12 protein-coding genes are annotated in these 20,128 nt (G+C 50.6%); 7 read left to right on the forward strand and 5 right to left on the reverse strand.

Annotated features, from left to right (window positions below):
• Positions 1-224 precede the first annotated feature (224 nt).
• Together HMPREF2952_RS05325 and recG are read left to right on the forward strand one after the other, a co-directional pair.
• Positions 225-3,287, forward strand: coding sequence for a TonB-dependent siderophore receptor (locus tag HMPREF2952_RS05325; RefSeq protein WP_100066636.1), 3,063 nt, complete (start codon positions 225-227; stop codon positions 3,285-3,287).
• Between the two features lie 246 nt (positions 3,288-3,533).
• Complete coding sequence (gene recG, locus HMPREF2952_RS05330; RefSeq protein WP_039862031.1) at positions 3,534-5,573, forward strand: ATP-dependent DNA helicase RecG; 2,040 nt, start codon at positions 3,534-3,536, stop codon at positions 5,571-5,573.
• Positions 5,574-5,637: 64 nt separating this feature from the next.
• Here the strand turns inward: recG and gdhA are convergent, their stop codons facing one another.
• Positions 5,638-6,972: an NADP-specific glutamate dehydrogenase gene (gene gdhA / locus HMPREF2952_RS05335; protein WP_039861980.1), complete on the reverse strand. Its 1,335-nt coding sequence runs from the start codon at positions 6,970-6,972 to the stop codon at positions 5,638-5,640.
• A gap of 414 nt (positions 6,973-7,386) precedes the next feature.
• Here gdhA and HMPREF2952_RS05340 point away from each other — a divergent pair, with 414 nt between their 5' ends.
• Complete coding sequence (locus HMPREF2952_RS05340; RefSeq protein ID WP_039861983.1) at positions 7,387-8,181, forward strand: thymidylate synthase; 795 nt, start codon at positions 7,387-7,389, stop codon at positions 8,179-8,181.
• Between the two features lie 60 nt (positions 8,182-8,241).
• On the opposite strand, the gene HMPREF2952_RS05345 is transcribed toward HMPREF2952_RS05340, so the two are convergent.
• Positions 8,242-9,678, reverse strand: coding sequence for a transferrin-binding protein-like solute binding protein (locus HMPREF2952_RS05345; protein WP_004519414.1), 1,437 nt, complete (start codon positions 9,676-9,678; stop codon positions 8,242-8,244).
• Positions 9,679-10,040: 362 nt separating this feature from the next.
• Here HMPREF2952_RS05345 and smc point away from each other — a divergent pair, with 362 nt between their 5' ends.
• The gene (smc, locus tag HMPREF2952_RS05350) at positions 10,041-13,526 is read left to right on the forward strand and encodes a chromosome segregation protein SMC (protein ID WP_070695344.1); all 3,486 of its coding nucleotides are present in this window, start codon (positions 10,041-10,043) and stop codon (positions 13,524-13,526) included.
• 93 nt (positions 13,527-13,619) lie between these two features.
• On the opposite strand, the gene HMPREF2952_RS05355 is transcribed toward smc, so the two are convergent.
• The 3 genes from HMPREF2952_RS05355 to pmbA all read right to left on the reverse strand — a co-directional run bounded on the left by HMPREF2952_RS05355 (position 13,620) and on the right by pmbA (position 16,871).
• Positions 13,620-14,129, reverse strand: coding sequence for a cold-shock protein (locus tag HMPREF2952_RS05355; protein ID WP_070695345.1), 510 nt, complete (start codon positions 14,127-14,129; stop codon positions 13,620-13,622).
• Between the two features lie 153 nt (positions 14,130-14,282).
• Positions 14,283-15,452, reverse strand: coding sequence for a glycosyltransferase (locus HMPREF2952_RS05360; protein ID WP_070695346.1), 1,170 nt, complete (start codon positions 15,450-15,452; stop codon positions 14,283-14,285).
• An 87-nt stretch (positions 15,453-15,539) separates the two neighbouring features.
• Positions 15,540-16,871 (reverse strand): metalloprotease PmbA, encoded by a 1,332-nt coding sequence (gene pmbA / locus HMPREF2952_RS05365; protein WP_070695347.1) that lies wholly within the window; start codon positions 16,869-16,871, stop codon positions 15,540-15,542.
• Between the two features lie 124 nt (positions 16,872-16,995).
• Between pmbA and yjgA the strand changes: the two genes are divergently transcribed.
• The 3 genes from yjgA (at position 16,996) to recJ (ending at position 20,114) form a co-directional block, all read left to right on the forward strand.
• A complete protein-coding gene (yjgA, locus tag HMPREF2952_RS05370; RefSeq protein WP_049344065.1) occupies positions 16,996-17,529 on the forward strand; it encodes a ribosome biogenesis factor YjgA in 534 nt (177 codons plus the stop codon).
• 71 nt (positions 17,530-17,600) lie between these two features.
• Entirely contained in the window at positions 17,601-18,311 is a 711-nt protein-coding gene (locus tag HMPREF2952_RS05375) for a hypothetical protein (RefSeq protein WP_049344067.1), read from the forward strand.
• 102 nt (positions 18,312-18,413) lie between these two features.
• Positions 18,414-20,114, forward strand: a complete 1,701-nt coding sequence (gene recJ / locus HMPREF2952_RS05380) for a single-stranded-DNA-specific exonuclease RecJ (RefSeq protein WP_049344068.1) — start codon at positions 18,414-18,416, stop codon at positions 20,112-20,114.
• Positions 20,115-20,128 lie beyond the last annotated feature (14 nt).

The following is a 20,128-nucleotide window of genomic DNA, read 5'->3' on the forward strand; positions in this document are numbered from 1 at the left end:
GCCGTCTGAAACATTGCGTTCAGACGGCCTTTTTTTATCTAAAAATCAGGACATAAGAAAAAATCTATAACAAAAAGTTCATATATTAATGCAATAAGTATATAATGATATCGTTTATCATTACGATCTAATTTTAAATTTTATAGGTTATATACCATTTAAAATCAATAAATTGTAATTTTTATCTAGCAGATAAATAGATTCTATTAATTAAGGAAATAGTTGTGAAACCTGATTTTCAAATGAAAACAATTTGTTTGTTATTAGTGCTGCCTTGCCAAACTGTTTTTGCAGATACGGGACATCAAGAAGTGGAACATGTAGACATGGATACGGTCAAGGTCAGTGGCAAACGGCAGGCACAAAGGAATACCGAGCGCAGTCAGTCTTATACAATCGGAACGATGGCAACGGCGACTGGCTTGCGTATTTCAGGTAAGGATACGCCGCAGTCGGTGAGCGTAATGACGCGTCGGCAGCTAGATGATAAAGCAATATATTCTTTAGAAGAGGCAATGAAAAACACTACGGGAATCAACGTGGTTCGGGATTCGGGTCTACAAACTCGTTTTTTGTCTCGTGGTTTCTATGTTGATCAGATTGGTGAAGACGGTATTACCACGAATGTGTCTGGACGTTCGGGCTATACGGCAAAAATCGATGTCTCACCGAGCACAGACCTTGCTGTTTATGATCACATTGAGGTTGTTAGAGGTGCAACCGGTCTTACTCAATCCAATTCCGAACCGGGTGGAACCATTAATTTAATCCGTAAGCGGCCAACAGCTCTGTTTAAGCATACAGGTGAAATCAGCACTGACCATAGGGGCAGCAAGCGTTTGGCTTTGGATGTATCTGGAAGCTTGAATAATGAACATACGGTACGCGGTAGGCTGGTTGGTGTTCATGAGGACCACCGTTCTTTTAAAGAGGGTGTATGGAACAAGAAAGACATGGTTTATGGCGTGATCGATACGGATTTGAGTGATAACAGTATGCTGACATTGGGCGGCACTTATCAGAAAAATAAAGACATTCCCGATTTTGCCGGCGTGATTTTACCTTGTGAGGATCAAAAAACTGCGGCCTTCAGCTCCAGTCCTGCCTGTAACAATCCTTTGAAATTGCCACGTAAAACTTATTTGGGTGAAACCTCATGGTCACGCCTGAATGCTGATAAATACAATATTTTTTCCGGTTTCAAACATGTCTTTGACAATGGATGGCAACTCAATGCAGAAATTTCTTATACGCATAATGATTCAGATGCCAAAGTCGGACAATTTTTTCTGAAAAACGAACACGCGGCAGGTATTTCAGCATCTGAGGCAACGGGTTTCTTAACCGAGAAGGGGGAGGTTATTCCTTTTGAGCCTAAAGACAAGGCGTTGGCAAAATTAAAAGAATATCGTGATGGTGTCACTAAAACATATGAAGAGAAAAAAGCAGATTATGTTGCCCATCGTTTCGATGCATCTGCTTTTGAACAATATCGCTCCCAAAGAGCGGCAGCACGTCGGGCAGGTTTTGATCAATGTATGCAGGACATTGGTTTGGATTTCCTGTGCAACGACTGGCAGGATCCGGGTGTAGAAGTAGATAAAAAAGAGTTTGTTGATAAGGAGCTTGCAAAGCAAGGCATTATTAACAATGCAGAAGGCCTGTTTCCCAACCGTCTATACGACTCAGCATACAATCTTCGCCACACATACAACCGCCGTTACAACTTCATGCCGTTGCACTATACCAAACATGATGTGCAATGGGGCTTTAAGCTGGATCTGACAGGTAACTACCGCCTGCTTGGGCGTGAACATGATTTCTTTGTCGGCTATGCGTATAACAATGAAAAAATCCGTTCTGCCTATACGGAAATATATCAAAACCGTTATTTTGTCCGTCCTCAAGGTTATGCAGGTGCAGGCAGTTGCGGCATTCATCCCGATGGTCCGGAGCGTAATCCTTTAGAAAAAGGCATTGTCGAACCAGATTGGCATATTTATAACGAAAAAGGTAATAACAAAATCTATGTGCCGGAATGCAGTGGCGCGCATGTTACCAAATATACTCCCCGTTTGGATGCGGAGGGCAAGCCTGTCTGGACAGTCAACGACAATGGTGAGCGCGTAATGGTGCAAGATCCTGTTTATGAATTGGATGCAAATGGAAACAAAATACAGGAGCGGGATGAAGAGGGAAATTTGAAATGGGCAAACCAATATCTGAAAATACCGCTGTGGAAAACTGTTCAGGTTGCAGATGATCATGTTCCGGCGTTATACAATTATTCGAAATACCTTAACACGAATAAAACACATTCTTTGACTGTCAGCACGCGCTTTAATGCGACCAACCGTCTGCATCTCTTGGGTGGTATGCACTATACGCGCTATGAAACCACACAAGCCAAAGAAATGCCTGTACGCTACGGCCAGCCTGCTACGGCATTCCAAACTGAGAGCAGTAACAAAATCGACAAAGAGCATTACACCTCAAAAATGCAAAGCCATAGGTTTACGCCATATGCTGGCATTACCTACGACCTGACACCGCAACAAAGCTTGTATGCCAGCTATACTAAGATTTTTAAACAACAGGATAACGTTGATGTAACCAGCAAATCCGTTCTTCCACCACTCATCGGGACTAACTATGAAATAGGTTGGAAAGGGTCGTTCTTGCAAGGCCGTCTGAATGCTTCGCTTGCCTTGTTTGTTTTACAGCAGAAAAACCGTACCGTTGTCGATTTCGGATTTGTTCCTGATACTAGTAGTAACGGAGGCTCATTCCAAACCATCGCTAAACCTGTGGGTAAGGTTAAGAGCAGCGGTGCAGAACTTGAATTGGCTGGCGAATTGTCGGAAAACTGGCGTATTTTTGTTGGCTACACATATAACAAAAGTAAGTATAAAAATGCGGCAGAAGTCAATGCGGAGCGGTTGGAGAAAAATACGACTGCCGACCCGTATAACTTCAGTAACTTCACGCCGGTACATATGTTCCGCCTCGGTACAAGCTACCGCTTGCCTCAAACTAAGTTAACCTTGGGTGGCGGAATATCTGCACAAAGTCGTACAAGTAGCCTTTACAATATTCGCCAAGGAGGCTACGGACTTATAGATGGCTTTGTTCAATATGACTTTCACAAACACGGCAGAATCAGCCTGATAGGAACTAACCTGGCTGACAGGACGTATTTTGAAAATAACTACAACCGTACGCGAGGTCAAAACAATTTCTATGGCGAACCGCGGACAGTTAAACTGAAATTGGATTGGCATTTCTAGAGAGAATGGATAATGATTGGGTATGTAAACATTATTGGCTAAATTCATAAAAGTATGGGTTGAATATCCTTCTTTTTTGAAAGCTGTTTCCTAACAATGGCTGAAGTTGATTCGATAGCCGGCGTATTTTCAAATATTAATTCGTTTCAAGTATTCAGCTTTGAAGGCCGTCTGAAACATTGCGTTCAGACGGCCTTTTTGTTTTCGGATAAAATACAGCAAACTTTCAATCAGCTGCCTTTTAAGATGACGCCCGAAACCCAAAAACAGCTCAAAATTACCGATGTCTCTGCTAAGAAGCTCGAAAAACTCAACCTCCATACCGCATGGGATTTGGTGTTGCACCTGCCGCTGCGTTACGAGGACGAGACGCACATCATGCCGATTAAGGATGCGCCGATCGGCGTGCCGTGTCAGGTTGAGGGCGAGGTCATCCATCAGGAAGTCACGTTCAAACCGCGCAAGCAGCTGATTGTCCAAATCGCCGACGGTTCCGGCAGCGTCCTTTTTTTGCGTTTCATCCACTTTTACGCCAGCAACCAGAAACAGATGGCGGTCGGCAAACGCATCCGAGCCGTGGGCGAAATCAAACACGGGTTTCACGGCGACGAGATGATTCATCCCAAAATCCGCGATGCCGAGAGCAGCGGTTTGGCGGAAAGCCTCACGCCGATTTATCCGACCGTAAATGGTTTGAACCAGCCCACTTTGCGTCGCATCATTCAGACGGCGTTGGACGTTACGCCGCTACACGACACGCTGCCCGATGCCTTATTGAGTCGTCTGAAACTACCGCACCTTGCCGAAAGCCTGCGCCTTTTGCATTCGCCGCCGCCGAGTTTCACCATCCACCAGCTTTCCGACGGCGCGCTACCCGCATGGCAGCGGCTTAAATTCGACGAACTTTTGGCGCAACAGCTTTCCATGCGCTTGGCGCGGCAGAAGCGTGTCAGCGGCTCAGCCACGGCATTGGGCGGCGACGGCATATTGACTCAAGCCTTGCGCCACGCCTTACCGTTTGCCCTGACCGATGCCCAAGAAAGAGTCGTGTCCGAAATCTGCCGCGATATGGCGCAAACCCACCCCATGCACCGCCTGCTGCAAGGCGATGTCGGCAGTGGCAAAACCATCGTTGCCGCCTTGTCTGCTTTGACCGCCATTGAATCTGGCGCGCAGGTGGCTGTAATGGCACCAACTGAAATCCTTGCAGAACAGCATTTTATCAAGTTCAAACAATGGCTTGAGCCGTTAGGCCTTGAAGTCGTTTGGCTTTCCGGCAGCCAGCGCAAAAAAGCCAAAGATGAAGCCAAAGCCAAACTCGCCGATGGCACCGTCAAAATCGCCGTCGGCACGCACGCCCTGTTTTCAGACGACGTCGAGTTCCAAAATCTGGGCTTGGTGATTGTGGACGAACAACACCGGTTCGGCGTTGCCCAACGTCTCGCCCTCAAAAGCAAAGGGCGCGACGTCCACCAGCTGATGATGTCCGCCACGCCCATCCCGCGCACGCTCGCCATGAGTTTCTTCGCCGACTTGGACGTGTCCGTCATCGACGAATTGCCGCCCGGGCGCACCCCGATTAAAACCCGCCTAGTCAACAACATCCGCCGCGCCGAAGTCGAAGGCTTCGTCCTCAACATCTGCCGCAAAGGACAGCAGGCATACTGGGTCTGCCCGCTGATTGAAGAAAGCGAAACCCTGCAACTGCAAACCGCCACCGAAACCCTAGCCCAGCTTCAGGCAGCCTTGCCCGAACTCAACATCGGCTTGGTACACGGGCGCATGAAGGCCGCCGAAAAAGCCGAAGTCATGGCTCAGTTTGCCGCAGGCCATCTGAACGTCTTGGTCGCCACCACCGTCATCGAAGTCGGCGTAGATGTACCCAACGCCGCCCTGATGGTGATCGAACACGCCGAACGCATGGGCTTGGCGCAGCTGCACCAATTACGCGGGCGGGTAGGGCGCGGCGCGGCAGAAAGCGTGTGCGTCCTCCTGTTTGCCGAACCCTTGAGCGAACTCGCTAAAGCGCGGCTGAAAGTCATCTACGAACACACCGACGGCTTCGAAATCGCCCACCAAGACCTCAACATTCGCGGCCCCGGCGAATTTCTCGGCGCGCGCCAAAGTGGCGTCCCCATGCTGCGTTTTGCCAATCTTGAAGAAGACCTGCACCTCTTGGAACAAGCGCGCGAAATCGCGCCCATGTTAATCGAACAAAACCCTGAAATCGTCGAAGCGCATTTGGCAAGATGGCTTTCCAGCAGGGAAGGTTATTTGGGCGTATAAAATTTGCATGAAAAGAAAAAGGCCGTCTGAAAACAGACGGCCTTTGGTTTGGCTGGATAGAGGTTTAGAAACCTTGTGCCAACATAGCATCGGCTACTTTGACAAAACCGGCAATGTTCGCACCGTTGACATAGTTTACTTTATCGCCGACTTTGCCGTATTTCAGGCAGGATTCGTGGATGTTGTGCATGATGTCGAACAGGCGTTGGTCGACTTCTTCACGGGTCCAAGACAGGCGGATGGCGTTTTGGCTCATTTCCAAACCTGAAGTTGCTACGCCGCCGGCGTTGGAGGCTTTGCCCGGAGCGTAGAGGATGCCGGCTTTGATAAATTGTTCGACTGCGCCTAAAGTTGACGGCATGTTCGCACCTTCGGCAACCACATAGCAACCGTTTGCCAGCAGGATTTTGGCAGCGTCTACATCCAATTCGTTTTGGGTGGCGCAAGGCAGGGCAACTTCGGCCGCAATGTTCCACGGTTTTTGGTTTTCAAAGTATTGCAGGCCTTGTTCTTTGGCGTAAGTGGCCACGCGTTCGCGGCGTACTTCTTTCAGCTCGATCAAAGCGGCCAGTTGCGCTTCGGTCATACCGCTATCAGGGAAGAGGACAAAGCCGTTGGAGTCGGAAACGGTCAATACTTTTGCACCCAGTTGGATGGCTTTTTCGGCAGCGTATTGCGCCACGTTACCGGAGCCGGAAATCAACACGCGTTTGCCTTCAATGCTGTCGTTGCGGGTTTCCAACATGGCTTGGGCAAAATACACGCAGCCGTAGCCGGTGGCTTCAGGGCGAATCAGGCTGCCGCCCCATTCGAGGCCTTTGCCGGTCAGGACGGAAGCAAATTCGTTGCGGATTTTTTTGTATTGGCCGAACAGATAGCCGATTTCGCGGCCGCCTACGCCGATGTCGCCGGCAGGAACGTCGGTATCGGCGCCGATGTGGCGGTAGAGTTCGGTCATAAAGGCTTGGCAGAAGCGCATTACTTCGGCATCGGATTTGCCTTTAGGATCAAAGTCGGAACCGCCTTTGCCGCCGCCCATAGGCAGGGTGGTCAGCGCGTTTTTGAAGACTTGTTCAAAAGCGAGGAATTTCAACACGCCCAAATCGACGGTCGGGTGGAAGCGTAAGCCGCCTTTGTAAGGGCCGATGGCGGAGCTCATTTGAATGCGGTAGCCGCGGTTGACTTGGACTTGGCCTTTGTCGTCCATCCAAGTGACGCGGAACATAATCACGCGCTCCGGTTCAACAATACGCTCAAGTAGGCTTTGTTGGGTGTATTTCGGGTTTTTCGCCAAAAACGGATCCAAACTCATGAACACTTCTTCAACAGCTTGGTGGAAGGGTTCTTGGTTGGGGTTGCGTTGTTTAAGATTGGTAAACAGGGTGTTCAGGTCAGTCATTTTTCTACTCCTATTGAGTGAGATATTTCAATATTTATGTTTTGAAATATAGCTGTAAAAATTTTACTTGCCAAGAAAAATTTTACCTAGATTGTTGACATTATTTTTTTACCAATTTGTAAAAATGGAATTATATTTTAAATTCAATTAAAAATATATAAAAATATTTTATTAAATAGATTTAAATAAAAATAAAATACCGAGTAATTAAACTAGAAAATGTTGAAAATTTTTTTGTAAAAATTTAATTCAGCTCATAAATTTGTGTAAATTAGCGCTGAATTGTCAACATTGTTAATGAGTGTACTACGCGAATATGGGGAAGGTTGCCCCATTGAAGACAGAGAGGCAGGCCGTCTGAAAATTCGGTACAATACACAAGAAATTCCCACAACACATACATTAAGGAAACACATGAAAGCCTATCACGACCTTATGCGCCATGTTCTCGACAATGGTATCGACAAATCCGACCGTACCGGCACCGGCACGCGTTCCGTGTTCGGTTACCAAATGCGTTTTGATTTGAGTGAAGGCTTTCCGCTATTGACCACCAAAAAACTGCATCTGCGCTCGATTATTCATGAGCTGCTTTGGTTTCTTAAAGGCGATACCAACATCAAATACCTGAAAGACAACAATGTGTCTATTTGGGACGAATGGGCGGATGAAAACGGCGATTTAGGCCCGGTTTACGGCTACCAATGGCGCAGTTGGCCTGCACCCGACGGCCGCCATATCGACCAAATTGCCAACGTGGTGGAACAAATCAAGAAAAATCCCGACTCGCGCCGTCTGATTGTATCGGCATGGAATCCGGCTTTGGTCGACGAAATGGCCTTACCACCTTGCCACGCGCTGTTTCAGTTTTACGTTGCCAACGGCAAACTGTCCTGCCAACTTTACCAACGCAGCGCCGATATTTTCCTTGGTGTACCGTTCAACATCGCCAGCTACGCATTGTTGACCATGATGATGGCGCAAGTGTGCGGCCTGGAAGCCGGTGAGTTTATCCATACGTTTGGCGATGCGCATTTGTACAGCAACCATATCGAGCAGGCCCAGCTGCAATTAAGCCGTGATTTCCGAAAACTGCCGACCATGAAAATCAACCCTGAAGTCAAAGACTTGTTTGCCTTCAAATTTGAAGACTTCGAATTGGAAGGCTACGATCCGCATCCGCACATCAAAGCAGCCGTATCGGTGTAATCCAAGTTAAAAAACAAAAGACCGTCTGAAACTTCAGACGGCCTTTTTATTTAGGTAGATTTATTGACGTTTCGCGCCATAGCCACCGATTAAGTGTTCGGTTGCATCTTTGTTTTTCAAGCCGTAAGTGCCGCCAATTTCTGCAGCATTGGGGCCGTAAAATTTGCCGTTCAGGTTGCCACTTAACTTGTCATCGGCCGTGCTGACTTTGCCGGAGAAGAGGTTGCCGTCTTTCCAGCTTGCCGTACCTTTGAAATCGTAGTTTTTATCTGCTTTGGATACGCGCTTACCATTTTCCAAAGTATGGAAGTGTGAGTTTGATGTTTCAAAACGGATACCTTTGAGGCCGAAATCAACGATAGCCATGACATTGGAAGTCAACTGACGATTGTTATTATCGGTAACCACATAGGCAGTAGAAATACCTTTGTAGGTGGCTGTACCTTTAGCAGGCAGGGTCGTGAAGACAGTTTCATCGCCCAGGCTTTGGTAGCCTTGGTATACATGTCCTTTAGGGTCGGTGTAATGCGCGAAGGTTTGATATGTCCAGCCGGCCGCAGAAGGATCATGCAACACAATTTCTGTGCCATCGCCAAAATTGATGACATAGACACCGTCGAATTGTTTGTCGAATACCAAGCCATCTTGGTCTGGACGGAAATAGGCTAGATTATTGCTAACATTCTCATTAATTTCTGCTAGTTTAGTTCGATTTTCAAGATTTTTAGCGTGTGAAGTCTTTAATTCTTCAATCTTTGCTTTGATTTCCGTTACTTTTTTATTGTTAACTGGACCTGCTTCTGGATTTTCTTCTTTTTCAAGCTTTTCTTCTTCAGCCTTTAATTTTTTATAATCTTCAGCAATTTTGTCATCCAAAGTTGATTTGCCGTATGCAAATTCGGTATTTTTCTCCTTGCCCGTTTGTTCGCTGACATCAGTTTGAGTATTGCCTTTTGAATATACTTTGGCAATAACAGAAGCGTAACTTGTCCATGTAGGTTGGGTTGCGTTGCCATTAGAGGTCTTATTAAATAATACAACGCCGTCCATTTTGACTTCATCATTGCTGTTAAAGTCAATAGAACTGATCAGACCATTTTGGTTGCGGTCTTGATTGTCCGTTTGGAACATTTTGCCTGCGGCATCTTTGCGGATTTGTACGTTAGGGTTGGATTGCTGTGCACCTTTGGAAGAGATGAAATGTGTGTGCAAAGGCTGGGTAACGTTGGCCGGATCGATTGGAGCTTCATCGGTCAGTTCGGCAAGGTTGTCGGCACTGTTAGTAAGCGTAGTAGACGGAGCTTTCGGAGTGTTGGCATTGCTGTTGTTGGCAGGATTGCCATTGTTGCCAGCAGAGTTGCCGGTATTATTGGTAGGAGTTGCGCCGGTGCTTAAAGCAGATGAACCGCCGCCTCCGCCACCACCGCATGCGGACAAGATGGCTGCGCTGATGGCTGTAAAAACGATGGTTTTAAGTTTGGTTTGGATGTTTGACATGAGATTCCCTGTATGGTTATTCGCTTGATTAAAAGGTCGGAGAGATCGTTTATCTGATTTTTAAACCTTTAATATCTGATAATAACCATAAATCATAAAAAAATAAACAGTTTGTTTGCATTTCTGTACAAAAATTAATCAAAGGGAAGATGGTTGGGTGGATATTTTCTTAGTTAATTGTTTTATATGAATTTATTTTGAATATTTTAGTGAGTTCTATAGCTAGTCTGTTTCTTTTTAACAAACTTTTCAGACGGCCTTTTGAAGATAAAAAAGCAGTCGGACTTTATGGATGCTTTTCTCTCAACGGATAAGCGTATTTCCGTTAAAATACGCCTTCTTTTCCGATTCGAAACATTGCCATGCGCCTTACCCACATCAAACTCTCCGGCTTCAAATCTTTTACCGACCCGACTACGATTCATGTGCCGGGGCAGCTTGTTGCGGTCATCGGGCCGAACGGCTGCGGCAAGTCGAATGTGATTGACGCGGTGCGCTGGGTGTTGGGCGAGGCTTCGGCGAAGCAGCTTCGCGGCGAGAGTATGCAGGACGTGATTTTTAACGGTGCGGCGACGCGCCGTCCTGCGCCGAGGGCTTCGGTGGAGCTGGTGTTTGACAACAGCGACCACAGTTTGCAGGGGGCGTGGGGGCAGTATGCCGAGGTGAGCATCAAGCGACAGCTAACGCGTCAGGGAGAATCGACTTATTTCATCAACAATCAGACCGTGCGCCGCCGCGACATTACTGATTTGTTTCTGGGTACGGGCGTGGGCGCGCGCGGTTATGCCGTCATCGAGCAGGGGATGATTTCACGCATCATCGAAGCGCGGCCGGAGGAGTTGCGCGCCTATATCGAGGAGGCGGCGGGCGTGTCCAAATATAAGGAACGCCGCAAGGAGACGGAAGGTCGTCTGAAAGACACGCGCGAGCATTTGCAGCGTTTGGGCGATTTGCAGAACGAGTTGGCGCGTCAGGTGGAGAAGCTGGAAAAACAGGCGGAAACTGCCGAACGTTACAAATCCCTGACCGCGCAGTTGAACCAGCAACAGGATTTGCTCGATTACGCCCAATGGCAGCAATCGCTTGCCGCCGCCGACAAAGCGACCGCGCAGCATCAGTCTTTGCAGGCGCAGCAGGACGAAACCGCCGCTCAGGTTCAGGCGTTAAACGACGAAGTACACGCCTTGCAGACCGCCGAACAGTCGCAGCAGCAGGCGGTACACGAATTGAGCAACAAACGCGGCGTGTTGCGCGAGCAGATTGCCCGTTTGGAAGAACAAATCCGCCATCAGCAAAACCTGCACCAACGCATCGAACGCGACAAACAGGCAGCGCAGGCGCAGATGCAGCGTATCCATCAGGAGCAGCAGCAAATCCGCGTGCAGCTTGAAGAAAACGAGTTGCAGGCCGAAGAAAAGCAAACCGAATTGGCGGAATGGGCGATGCAGGTTGCCGAACATGAAGAGCGTCTGCCCGAATTGGAAGAAGCCCAAGCCACGCTCAACGCTGCCTTCCAAACCCAGCAGGACGAGGCAAATCGCATCCGCCGCGAACTGGCGTTGAAGCAGCAGCAGCTTGCCCATGCCGAACAAACCGTTGCCAAGCACGAAGAGCGCAAAGGTCGTCTGAAACAGGAAAACCAAGCTCTGAACCTGCCCGACGAGGCCGAAACCGCCGCCGCGCAGGAAGCCGCCGCCTTGTTGCAAAGCCAGCAAGAGCATTACGAAGAACAAATCATTGCCGCCGAAGACGCCTTACACACCGCCCGCGAGGTGTTTCAGACGACCTCAAACCGCTTCCAAAGCCTGAAGCAGCAACACATTACCTTGCAGGCGCAGCAGCAGGCGTTGTCGCAAATCCTGTCGCAACAGCAGGAAGCCGCCGACTTCTGGCAGGCAACCGACCACACCGCCGCGCCGCAACTGTGGCAACACATTACCGCGCCTGCCGAGTGGCAGCACGCCTTGTCCGTCCTCCTTGCCGAACGCCTGCACGCCCGCGCCGTGCCGTCTGGCTTTTTTCCGCCCGCGCCATTGCCGCAAGGGCAGGCGGCATGGCTTTCAGACGACCTCTCGGGCGGCATCAAAAAATCCTTGCCCGTACAGGCATTACTGAACCAAATCCAAGCGCAGCCGCCGTTTCAGACGGCATTGCACCACTGGCTCGACGGCGTATTGTGCGCGCCCGATTTGAGCTACGCCCTCGCGCATCAAAGCGATTTGGGCGCCCACCAAATCTGGCTCACGCCCGAAGGCCATCAGGTCGATAAAGTCAGCGTCCTGCTCTATGCTAAACCCGCGCAGGAAAGCCTGATTGCCCAAAAAGCGCGCCTCGACGGCATCGCGTCCGAACTGGAAAACCTCGCCCCCGAACTCTCCGCCGCCGAAGCTGCGTTCAAACAGGCGGAAGCAGCCGTGCGCTCGTCCGAAGTGCAACATAAAAACCTGATGCAGCAGCAACAGCAGCACACGCGCCAATACAGTCAAGCGCAGCAACGCGCCGCCGAACTTCTGGCGCGCACCAACCAAGGGCAAATCCGCCGCGAACACATCGAGCGCGAACTGGCGCAGTTGGCGGAAGAGCAGACCGTGTTGCAACATACTTCAGACGGCCTTGCAGACGATATTGTTACCTTGCAAGAGGCTGCCGCCGAACTCGAACACCAACAGCAAACTGCCGCGCACAGCCGCCAAGAGCAGCAAGGCCGTCTGAAACAAGCGCAGCTTGCCCTTTTGGAAGCTAACCGCCAATACGGGCTGGCCGAAGTTGCCGTTCACAAGCTCAACCAGCAAAAACAAAACTACCAGCAGCAAATTGCCCAACTTGAACAGCAAACATTCGATTGGCAGGAGCGCCAGCAAGAGCTTGCCCTCGCCTATGAAACCGAGTTCCAAAACGACGAGCAGCACATCAAGCTCGAAGAATTGAGCGAAGCTGTACAGACTTTGGACGAAGAATATATTGTCGTACAGGAGAGACTCGCGCAGATTCAGGAGCAGGGCAGGGAGCAATACGCTAAAGTGCAAACTCTGCAAACCCAGTTGCCACAGCTTCAGGCCGCTACCCAAACCGCCCTGTTGCAGCAGCAGGAAGCCCTGATTAACGCCAAACGCTACCATCAAAACCTGACCGAACGCGCCGCCGATTTGGACGCGCTCGAAGTATTGGCGAAAGAATCGCCGAAAGTATTGAACAGCAGCATCGGCAGCCTCACCCAGCAAATCGAAGCCATCGGCGCCGTCAACCTCGCCGCCCTGCAAGAACTCGAAGAAGCGCGCGAACGCGACGGCTACTACCGCAGCCAAAGCGAAGACGTGCAGGCCGCCATCACTCTTTTGGAAGAAGCCATCGCCCAAATCGACGACAAAACTAAAGAGCGTTTCAAAGAAACCTTCGATGCCGTCAACGGCAAAGTCCAAACCTTCTTCCCCACCCTGTTCGGCGGCGGCGAAGCCACCCTCAAAATGATAGGCGACGACCTCCTGACCGCCGGCGTGTCCATCATGGCGCGCCCGCCCGGCAAGAAAAACAGCACCATCCACCTTCTCTCCGGCGGCGAAAAAGCCCTCACCGCCATGAGCCTCGTGTTCGCCCTGTTCAGCCTCAACCCTGCCCCCTTCTGCCTTCTGGACGAAGTCGACGCCCCGCTGGACGACGCCAACACCTCGCGTTTCTGCAACCTGGTCAAAGAGATGTCGGTGCAAACCCAGTTCCTCTACATCTCCCACAACCGCCTGACCATGGAAATGGCGGAGCAGCTGGTCGGTGTCACCATGCAGGAAAAAGGCGTATCGCGCGTCGTTGCTGTGGACATCAAACAAGCGTTGGAAATGGCAGAGCCGAATTGAGGTAAGAACAAAGGCCGTCTGAAAGAATGAGGAAGAAATCTATAATTTCATCTTCCCATTTTTTCAGACGGCCTTTTTGTATTGGATAAAGCGTTATTCTTTCGACGCATCATCTTTGGCGCGTTGAGGTTGTCCCGAGCGTTGGTTGCTGCCGTTGACGGCATCGCGCCATGCTTTGCGTTCGGCTTCGATTTTGGCGGCTACTTCGTGAACCATGGTTTCTTGTTTTTTGACGGCCGGCTCTTCCGGTGTGTTGTCGGAAAAGTGGAGGCCGTACCATAAGGCGGCGAAAATGCTGCAGACGAAGATAACAGCGATCAGGCCGATGATGGCTTGTTTGCCGGCAAGGGGTTTTTCGGGGGGAGGGACGAGGACATCGAAGCAGTCGGCGCAATCGAGGGCGAAGCAGACGTTTTCGGCTTCTTTGCGGCCGCGTCGGCCTTCTGTGATGTTGAAGGAGATGTGCTGCCCTTCGGCCGGAAGGCGGGTAAGGGTGGTAAAGGCGGCAAGGGCAAGAAAGATTTCTTGGCCTGTGTCTTCTATGGTTGCGGCGCCGAAGCCGCGCTTGCTGTTCCAGCGAGTAATCGTTCCGTAATAGCGCATAATGTATGTAGGGATATTATTATAGGTAACAGTTTTCCTTGGACTGATTTTAAATCAAAAAGTTTAGTTATTGTCTTAATTTTACACTAGATTTGTCTTATTGGAAGCAGGCAGTCCGTCTGAAGGATTTCAGACGGCCTGTATGGTTTATGCCTACTTATTAAGCACTTTTTGGAAGGTGTCAATCAGGTGTTGCGCAATGGCACGGCTGCCGAATTGTTGCAGGCAATCTTGGCGCAAGCGGACGGGATCGTAGTGTGCATGGTTTTCGTAGAGGGTGAGCAATGCTTTGGTTAGTTCCGGTATGTTTTCGATTGGTACCAGCAGGCCGTTGTCGGATGTGACGATGGATTCGGGGCCGCCACAACGTGTGGCGATGACGGGCAAACCTTGCGACAGTGCTTCGATATAGACTACACCGAAGGTCTCGGTACGGCTGGCGAGGACGAATGCGTTGCTGTGGCGCATGAGGTCTAAGGTTTGGTCGGTGGTTAATGCGCCGGTAAAGGTAACGGCGTGATTGATGCCCAAGTCGCTTGCTAGTTGTTTCAGACGGCCTTCTTCTGCGCCGCCGCCGCCGATTTTGAGTTTGAGCTGCGGATAGGTTTTGAGTGCTTCGGCAAAAGCAGGCAGGAGCAGGTCGTGGCCTTTGAGGTGGCGCAGGTGGGAGACGCTGCAGAAGGTGAAGTCTTGATGGTTTTTTTCGGGGAATTCGAAATCCTGTTCAAAATTACCGCCCAGCATATTGGGCAGATATTGCCAGTCTGTACCAGCGTAGGTTTTTTCGAGAATGCGGCAGAAATCACGGCTGACGGCAAATCGGGCCGCGCTGTGGCGCACTGCTTCGTGCATGGACGGCCATTGGTTTTTGCGGACAAGGCCGCGTGAAATGGCGCTGCTGTGTTCGGTAATCACATAGGGAATGCCGTATTTTTTGAAGATGGCGCAGGCCAAAATGGCGGCGTAGTTGACGCAATGGGCGTGAATTACGTCGGGTTTGCCGTTGTCGGCGATATAGGCTTCAAACGCTTTCATGCCTGCATTAACCCAGCGGATGCGGTCGATATCGACAACCGGGCAGCGCGGGAAGAAGTACATGCTGTCATAGGCGTAAGTGTTGAGTCCGCCTTGCTGATGGCGGCGCAGGCCGTAGAAGCGTGAGAAGATGGTTTTCGGCTGGCTTCTCAAGTAGCGGAACATGGGAACGACCATGCCGATTTTCATGCCTTCGCGTTGCAGGGCTTGGGCTTGGAGGCGGAAAAAGATTCCGTCCACGTCGGTTTCGGAAGAGGGGTACCAAGAGGGGATGACGACAATATGCATGATGTGTTTTTTATGGAAGTAGATAACGGCGAGGCCGTCTGAAAAGAAAAGATATCTTTCAGACGGCCTTTTGTCTATTTAGTTCAATCAGTTGCCGGCAACCGTCATTTTAGAAACCAAGATGGAGCCGATTTGGTTGGACGAACGGCGTAATGCGTCGTCTGCCACGCCGGTGATGTCGCGGTACATATCCTGCAAACGTCCGGCAATGGTGATTTCCTGAACCGGATAGGCAATGACGCCGTTTTCCACCCAAAAACCGGCCGCGCCGCGCGAGTAGTCTCCGGTAATACCGTTGACGCCTTGCCCCATCAATTCGGTAACCAGCAAACCTGTTCCCATTTCTTTCAACAGGTCGGCCTGCGTGGCGTGGGTGTGGTTCAGATACAGATTGTGCGCGCCGCCGGCGTTGCCCGTTGTCTGCATGCCAAGTTTTTTCGCGCTGTAACTGCTGAGGAAATAGCCTTCGACTATGCCGTCTTTCACCACAAAACGCGGCTGCGTGGCCACGCCTTCGGCATCGAAATAAGTGCTGCGGAACGAGCGCAGGATATGCGGTTCTTCGCGAAGGCTGAGAAACTCGGGCAGCACCTGTTTGCCGATGCTGTCAATCAGGAAGCTGCTTTGGCGGTAGAGCGTGCCGCCGCTGAGCGCGCCGATAAGGTGGCCGATTAAACCGACTGCGACGGTGGTGTCGAACAGTACGGGATAGCTGCCGGTCGGAACGCTGCGGCTGTTCAGACGGCGTAAAGTCCGTTCGGCTGCAGTTTGGCCGATGAGTTCGGGCGCGTCCATGTCTTCGTGACGGCAGGAAGAATCATACCAATAGTCGCGCTGCATGCCGTGTTCGTCGCTGGCGACCACGCTGCAAGAAATGCTGTGGTGCGTGCTTTGCTGATGTGCGGCAAAGCCGTGGGCGTTGCCGTAAACATATTGGTAATGGCCGGTATGAACCGATGCGCCTTCGGAATTTTCAATGCGTTTGTCTGTTGACAGCGCAGCCTGTTCGCATTGCTTGGCCAAATCGATGGCGGATTCGGTACTTAAATCCCATTCGTGGTAGCGGTCGAGGTCGCCGATATGGGTTGCCATCAAGGCAGCATCGGCAAGGCCGGCGCAATCGTCTTCGGCGGTATAGCGTGCAATATCAATGGCGGCTTTGACCGTATCTTGCAGGGCGCGTTCGGAGAAGTCGGCCGTGCTGGCACGGCCTTTGCGTTGGCCGACATAGACTGTAATGTCTAAAGATTTGTCTTGTTGGAACTCGATTTGTTCGATTTCGCCCAAGCGCACGCTGACGCTTTGACCGAGCGACTCGCTGAAATCGGCTTCGGCCGAGGTAGCGCCGGATTGTTTGGCCAAATCCAGCGTGTGTCCGCACAAGCGCAACAGCTCGTCCGGTGTGTGGTTAAACAGCATAAAAAGGTTTCCTGACAGGGTTTTGCGGCATTTTAACCGTTTCAGACGGCCTCTGCAAAAATCGCACGGAAAGGCCGTCTGAAAACTGATAAAATAGGCAGATTCAGAAAATCAGGGAAACACAATGTTTGAACAAGAAGACGAATGGGTCAGCAAAACCCAAATGAAAAAGCAGATGAACGATTTGCAGGCTTTGGGTATGGAATTGACCAAACTCTCCAGCGATACGTTGAAAAAAATCGGCTTGGACGAAGAGCTGTTCGAGGCCATCGTTACCTATAAAAAAATCACCTCCAACAGCGCACTCAAACGCCAAGCACAATTTATCGGCCGCCTGATGCGCGATACCGACCCTGCGCCCATCGAAGCCTATTTGGCCAAACTGCGCGGCGACAATACGGTGCACAATGCCTTTTTGCAACGCGTCGAGCAGGCGCGTACCCGACTGTTGGCAGACGATGGCTCGATTACCCAATTTATGGCCGATTTTCCGCAAGCCGACGCCGGCAAATTACGCACCTTGATCCGCAACACTAAAAAAGAGCAGGAACAAAACAAACCGCCGAAAAACTTCCGCGCGCTGTTCCAAGAAATTAAAGCAGTGATGGAGGCCGGTCAATTCGATGCTTCAGAAGAAGGGCAGGATTGGGAGGAATAAACCTCAAGGCCGTCTGAAAACGGATTGCGGTTTTCAGACGGCCTGTATCGTAATGCCGAAGGAGGATGACCATGAAATTTCGCCGCTTTGTACCTGCCTTGTTAATTAGTGCACTAACCCTCAATGGTTGTACTAACGATCTTTGGGAAAGAAATAGCCCGTTCCATAAAACCACAACCGAAAAAACCGTTGCCAAAGACAATATTCAAGCATTTGGCGTGGTTGCCAAAGACAATACGCAGTTGGAAAAAGGCAGCTTGGTCATGATGGGCGGAAAATATTGGTTTGTCGTTAATTCTAAAGATTCGGCCAAGTTGAAGGCGATCTTGGATGCTAAGCTGAGCAAACGGTTTCAAATGGTTCGGCAAAACCCAAAACAGGTGTATGAGGCTTTGCCGGTTGAATTGAAATCCCCTGAAGCGCAAACTTTCCGCTCGAATTTCTGCCTGCGTTACGATACTCAAAAAGTTGCCGAGATTGTCAAGTTGAAACAACTGGCGTTCAAGCCGGTTGAGCTCGATGGTAAAACTGTCTACACACGGTGTATTTCTGCCGAAGGTCATTATTACGCAACGCCGAAAAATGTTGCCGAAGACCGCCATTTTGACACTGCCGTTCCAGTCAGAATTTATTATACGGAAACCAAAACAAGCACCGATGTTTGGAAGTTGACGGGGAATATCCTGAAAACGCCATTGGCGCTGGCTTTGGATGCAGTCGGCGTAGTGATAGCAGGCTCCTATGCCGTGATCGGTGAAATTGTCGATGATTCACGCAAATAATATCCAAGGCCGTCTGAAAACGGATTGCAGGTTTCAGACGGCCTGGCCCTTAAAATAAACGCTTCAAAAATATTAATTTCTCTCTATTTAATCCCACACACCATGTCCGTCAAAATCCAAACACGTTCCATTAATCCGACTGTTTTTAACGACTTGCTCACTGCCGGTACCGATCCTTTGATTGCGCGGCTGTGTGCTGCGCGTGATGTACAAAGTCCGGCCGAGTTGGACGACAAGCTTGCAGCTCTTTTGCCGTATCAAACGCTGACAAACTGCGAAGCCGCCGCCGGCCGTTTGGCGGATGCGGTTGAGCGTCAGGAAAAAATCCTGATTGTCGCCGACTACGATGCCGACGGTGCGACGGCGTGTTCCGTCGGTATGAGCGGTTTGGCGGCGATGGGGGCGAAAGTGGATTTTCTCGTGCCCAACCGCTTTGAACACGGCTACGGCTTAACGCCCGAGCTGGCTGAAATCGCGGCAGAGCAAGGTGTGGATTTATTGGTGACGGTGGATAACGGTATCGCCAGCATTGCAGGCGTGGCGCGCGCGCAGGAATTGGGTTTGGATGTGATTGTAACCGACCACCATCTGCCTGCCGAGACCGTGCCCGACTGCATCATCGTCAATCCAAACCAAAAAGGCTGCGGTTTCCAAAGCAAAAGCTTGGCGGGCGTGGGCGTGATTTTTTATGTATTAATGGCTTTGCGTGCCGAACTGCGCCGCCGCAATTATTTTTCAGACGGCCTGAAAGAGCCGAATCTGGGCGACCTCTTGGATTTGGTTGCACTCGGTACCGTCGCTGACGTCGTCACTCTAGACCACAACAACCGTATCCTCGTATCGCAAGGTCTGAAACGGATGCGTTTGGGTAAAATGCGCCCCGGTATCCGTGCCTTGTTTGAAGTGGCACGGCGCGATTGGCGCAAGGCTCAGCCTTTTGATATGGGCTTTGCGTTGGGGCCGCGCATCAACGCGGCCGGACGGCTGGACGATATGTCGGTCGGCATTGCCTGTCTGTTGGCGCGAGATAATGCCGAGGCGCAGGAACTGGCGGCGCAGTTAAACAACCTCAATATCGAGCGCCGCGAAATCGAGCAGTCTATGCTGCAAGACGCGCTGAATGCTTTTCCTGAAACCCTGCCTTCAGGTCAGACGACTTTGGTGGCGTATCGCGACGACTTCCATCAGGGCGTGGTCGGCATCGTTGCCAGCCGCCTCAAAGACCGTTTTTATCGTCCTACTATCGTGTTTGCGCCTGCCGACAACGGCGAAGTGCGCGGTTCGGGACGCTCCATTCCCAATCTGCACTTGCGCGATGCTTTGGACTTGGTGTCCAAACGCTATCCCGATTTGATTTTGAAATTCGGCGGACACGCGATGGCGGCGGGTTTGAGCATACTCGAACACAATATCCCCGCGTTTCAGACGGCCTTTGAAGAAGCCGTGCGCGAGATGGTGTGCGAAGACGATTTGTCGCAAACCTTCATCACCGACGGCAGCCTGCCTGCACGCGACATTACGCTGGAACAGGCGCAAAACCTTGCTAAACACGTTTGGGGGCAGGGCTTCGCGCCACCGAGTTTTACTGACGAATTTCATGTTGTCCGCCAGCAGCCGTTGGGTGCGGAAGGCAAACACAAAAAAGTCTGGCTGCAAAAAGACGGCTACGAATTTGAAGCCATGTTCTGGCGTTGCAGCGAAGACATTCCAGAATACATCCGCACGGTGTACCGCCCCGTTGCCAACGAATGGCGGAACAATCTCGAATTGCAGCTTTATATCGACTACTGGGAAGCCGCGTAAACAAAGGCCGTCTG

Origin of the sequence: Neisseria sp. HMSC068C12, from assembly GCF_001814095.1 — a bacterium.
In the GTDB taxonomy this organism is placed as follows: Bacteria; Pseudomonadota; Gammaproteobacteria; order Burkholderiales; family Neisseriaceae; genus Neisseria; species Neisseria perflava.

Excerpts from the sequence above, each read along its gene's own strand:
- gdhA (WP_039861980.1), bottom strand. The coding sequence starts at position 6,972 with ATGACTGACCTGAACACCCTGTTTACCAATCTTAAACAACGCAACCCC.
- HMPREF2952_RS05360 (WP_070695346.1), bottom strand. The coding sequence starts at position 15,452 with ATGCATATTGTCGTCATCCCCTCTTGGTACCCCTCTTCCGAAACCGAC.
- HMPREF2952_RS05340 (WP_039861983.1), top strand. The coding sequence starts at position 7,387 with ATGAAAGCCTATCACGACCTTATGCGCCATGTTCTCGACAATGGTATC.
- recG (WP_039862031.1), top strand. The coding sequence starts at position 3,534 with ATGACGCCCGAAACCCAAAAACAGCTCAAAATTACCGATGTCTCTGCT.
- smc (WP_070695344.1), top strand. The coding sequence starts at position 10,041 with ATGCGCCTTACCCACATCAAACTCTCCGGCTTCAAATCTTTTACCGAC.
- pmbA (WP_070695347.1), bottom strand. The coding sequence starts at position 16,871 with ATGCTGTTTAACCACACACCGGACGAGCTGTTGCGCTTGTGCGGACAC.
- HMPREF2952_RS05355 (WP_070695345.1), bottom strand. The coding sequence starts at position 14,129 with ATGCGCTATTACGGAACGATTACTCGCTGGAACAGCAAGCGCGGCTTC.
- yjgA (WP_049344065.1), top strand. The coding sequence starts at position 16,996 with ATGTTTGAACAAGAAGACGAATGGGTCAGCAAAACCCAAATGAAAAAG.
- HMPREF2952_RS05345 (WP_004519414.1), bottom strand. The coding sequence starts at position 9,678 with ATGTCAAACATCCAAACCAAACTTAAAACCATCGTTTTTACAGCCATC.
- recJ (WP_049344068.1), top strand. The coding sequence starts at position 18,414 with ATGTCCGTCAAAATCCAAACACGTTCCATTAATCCGACTGTTTTTAAC.
- HMPREF2952_RS05375 (WP_049344067.1), top strand. The coding sequence starts at position 17,601 with ATGAAATTTCGCCGCTTTGTACCTGCCTTGTTAATTAGTGCACTAACC.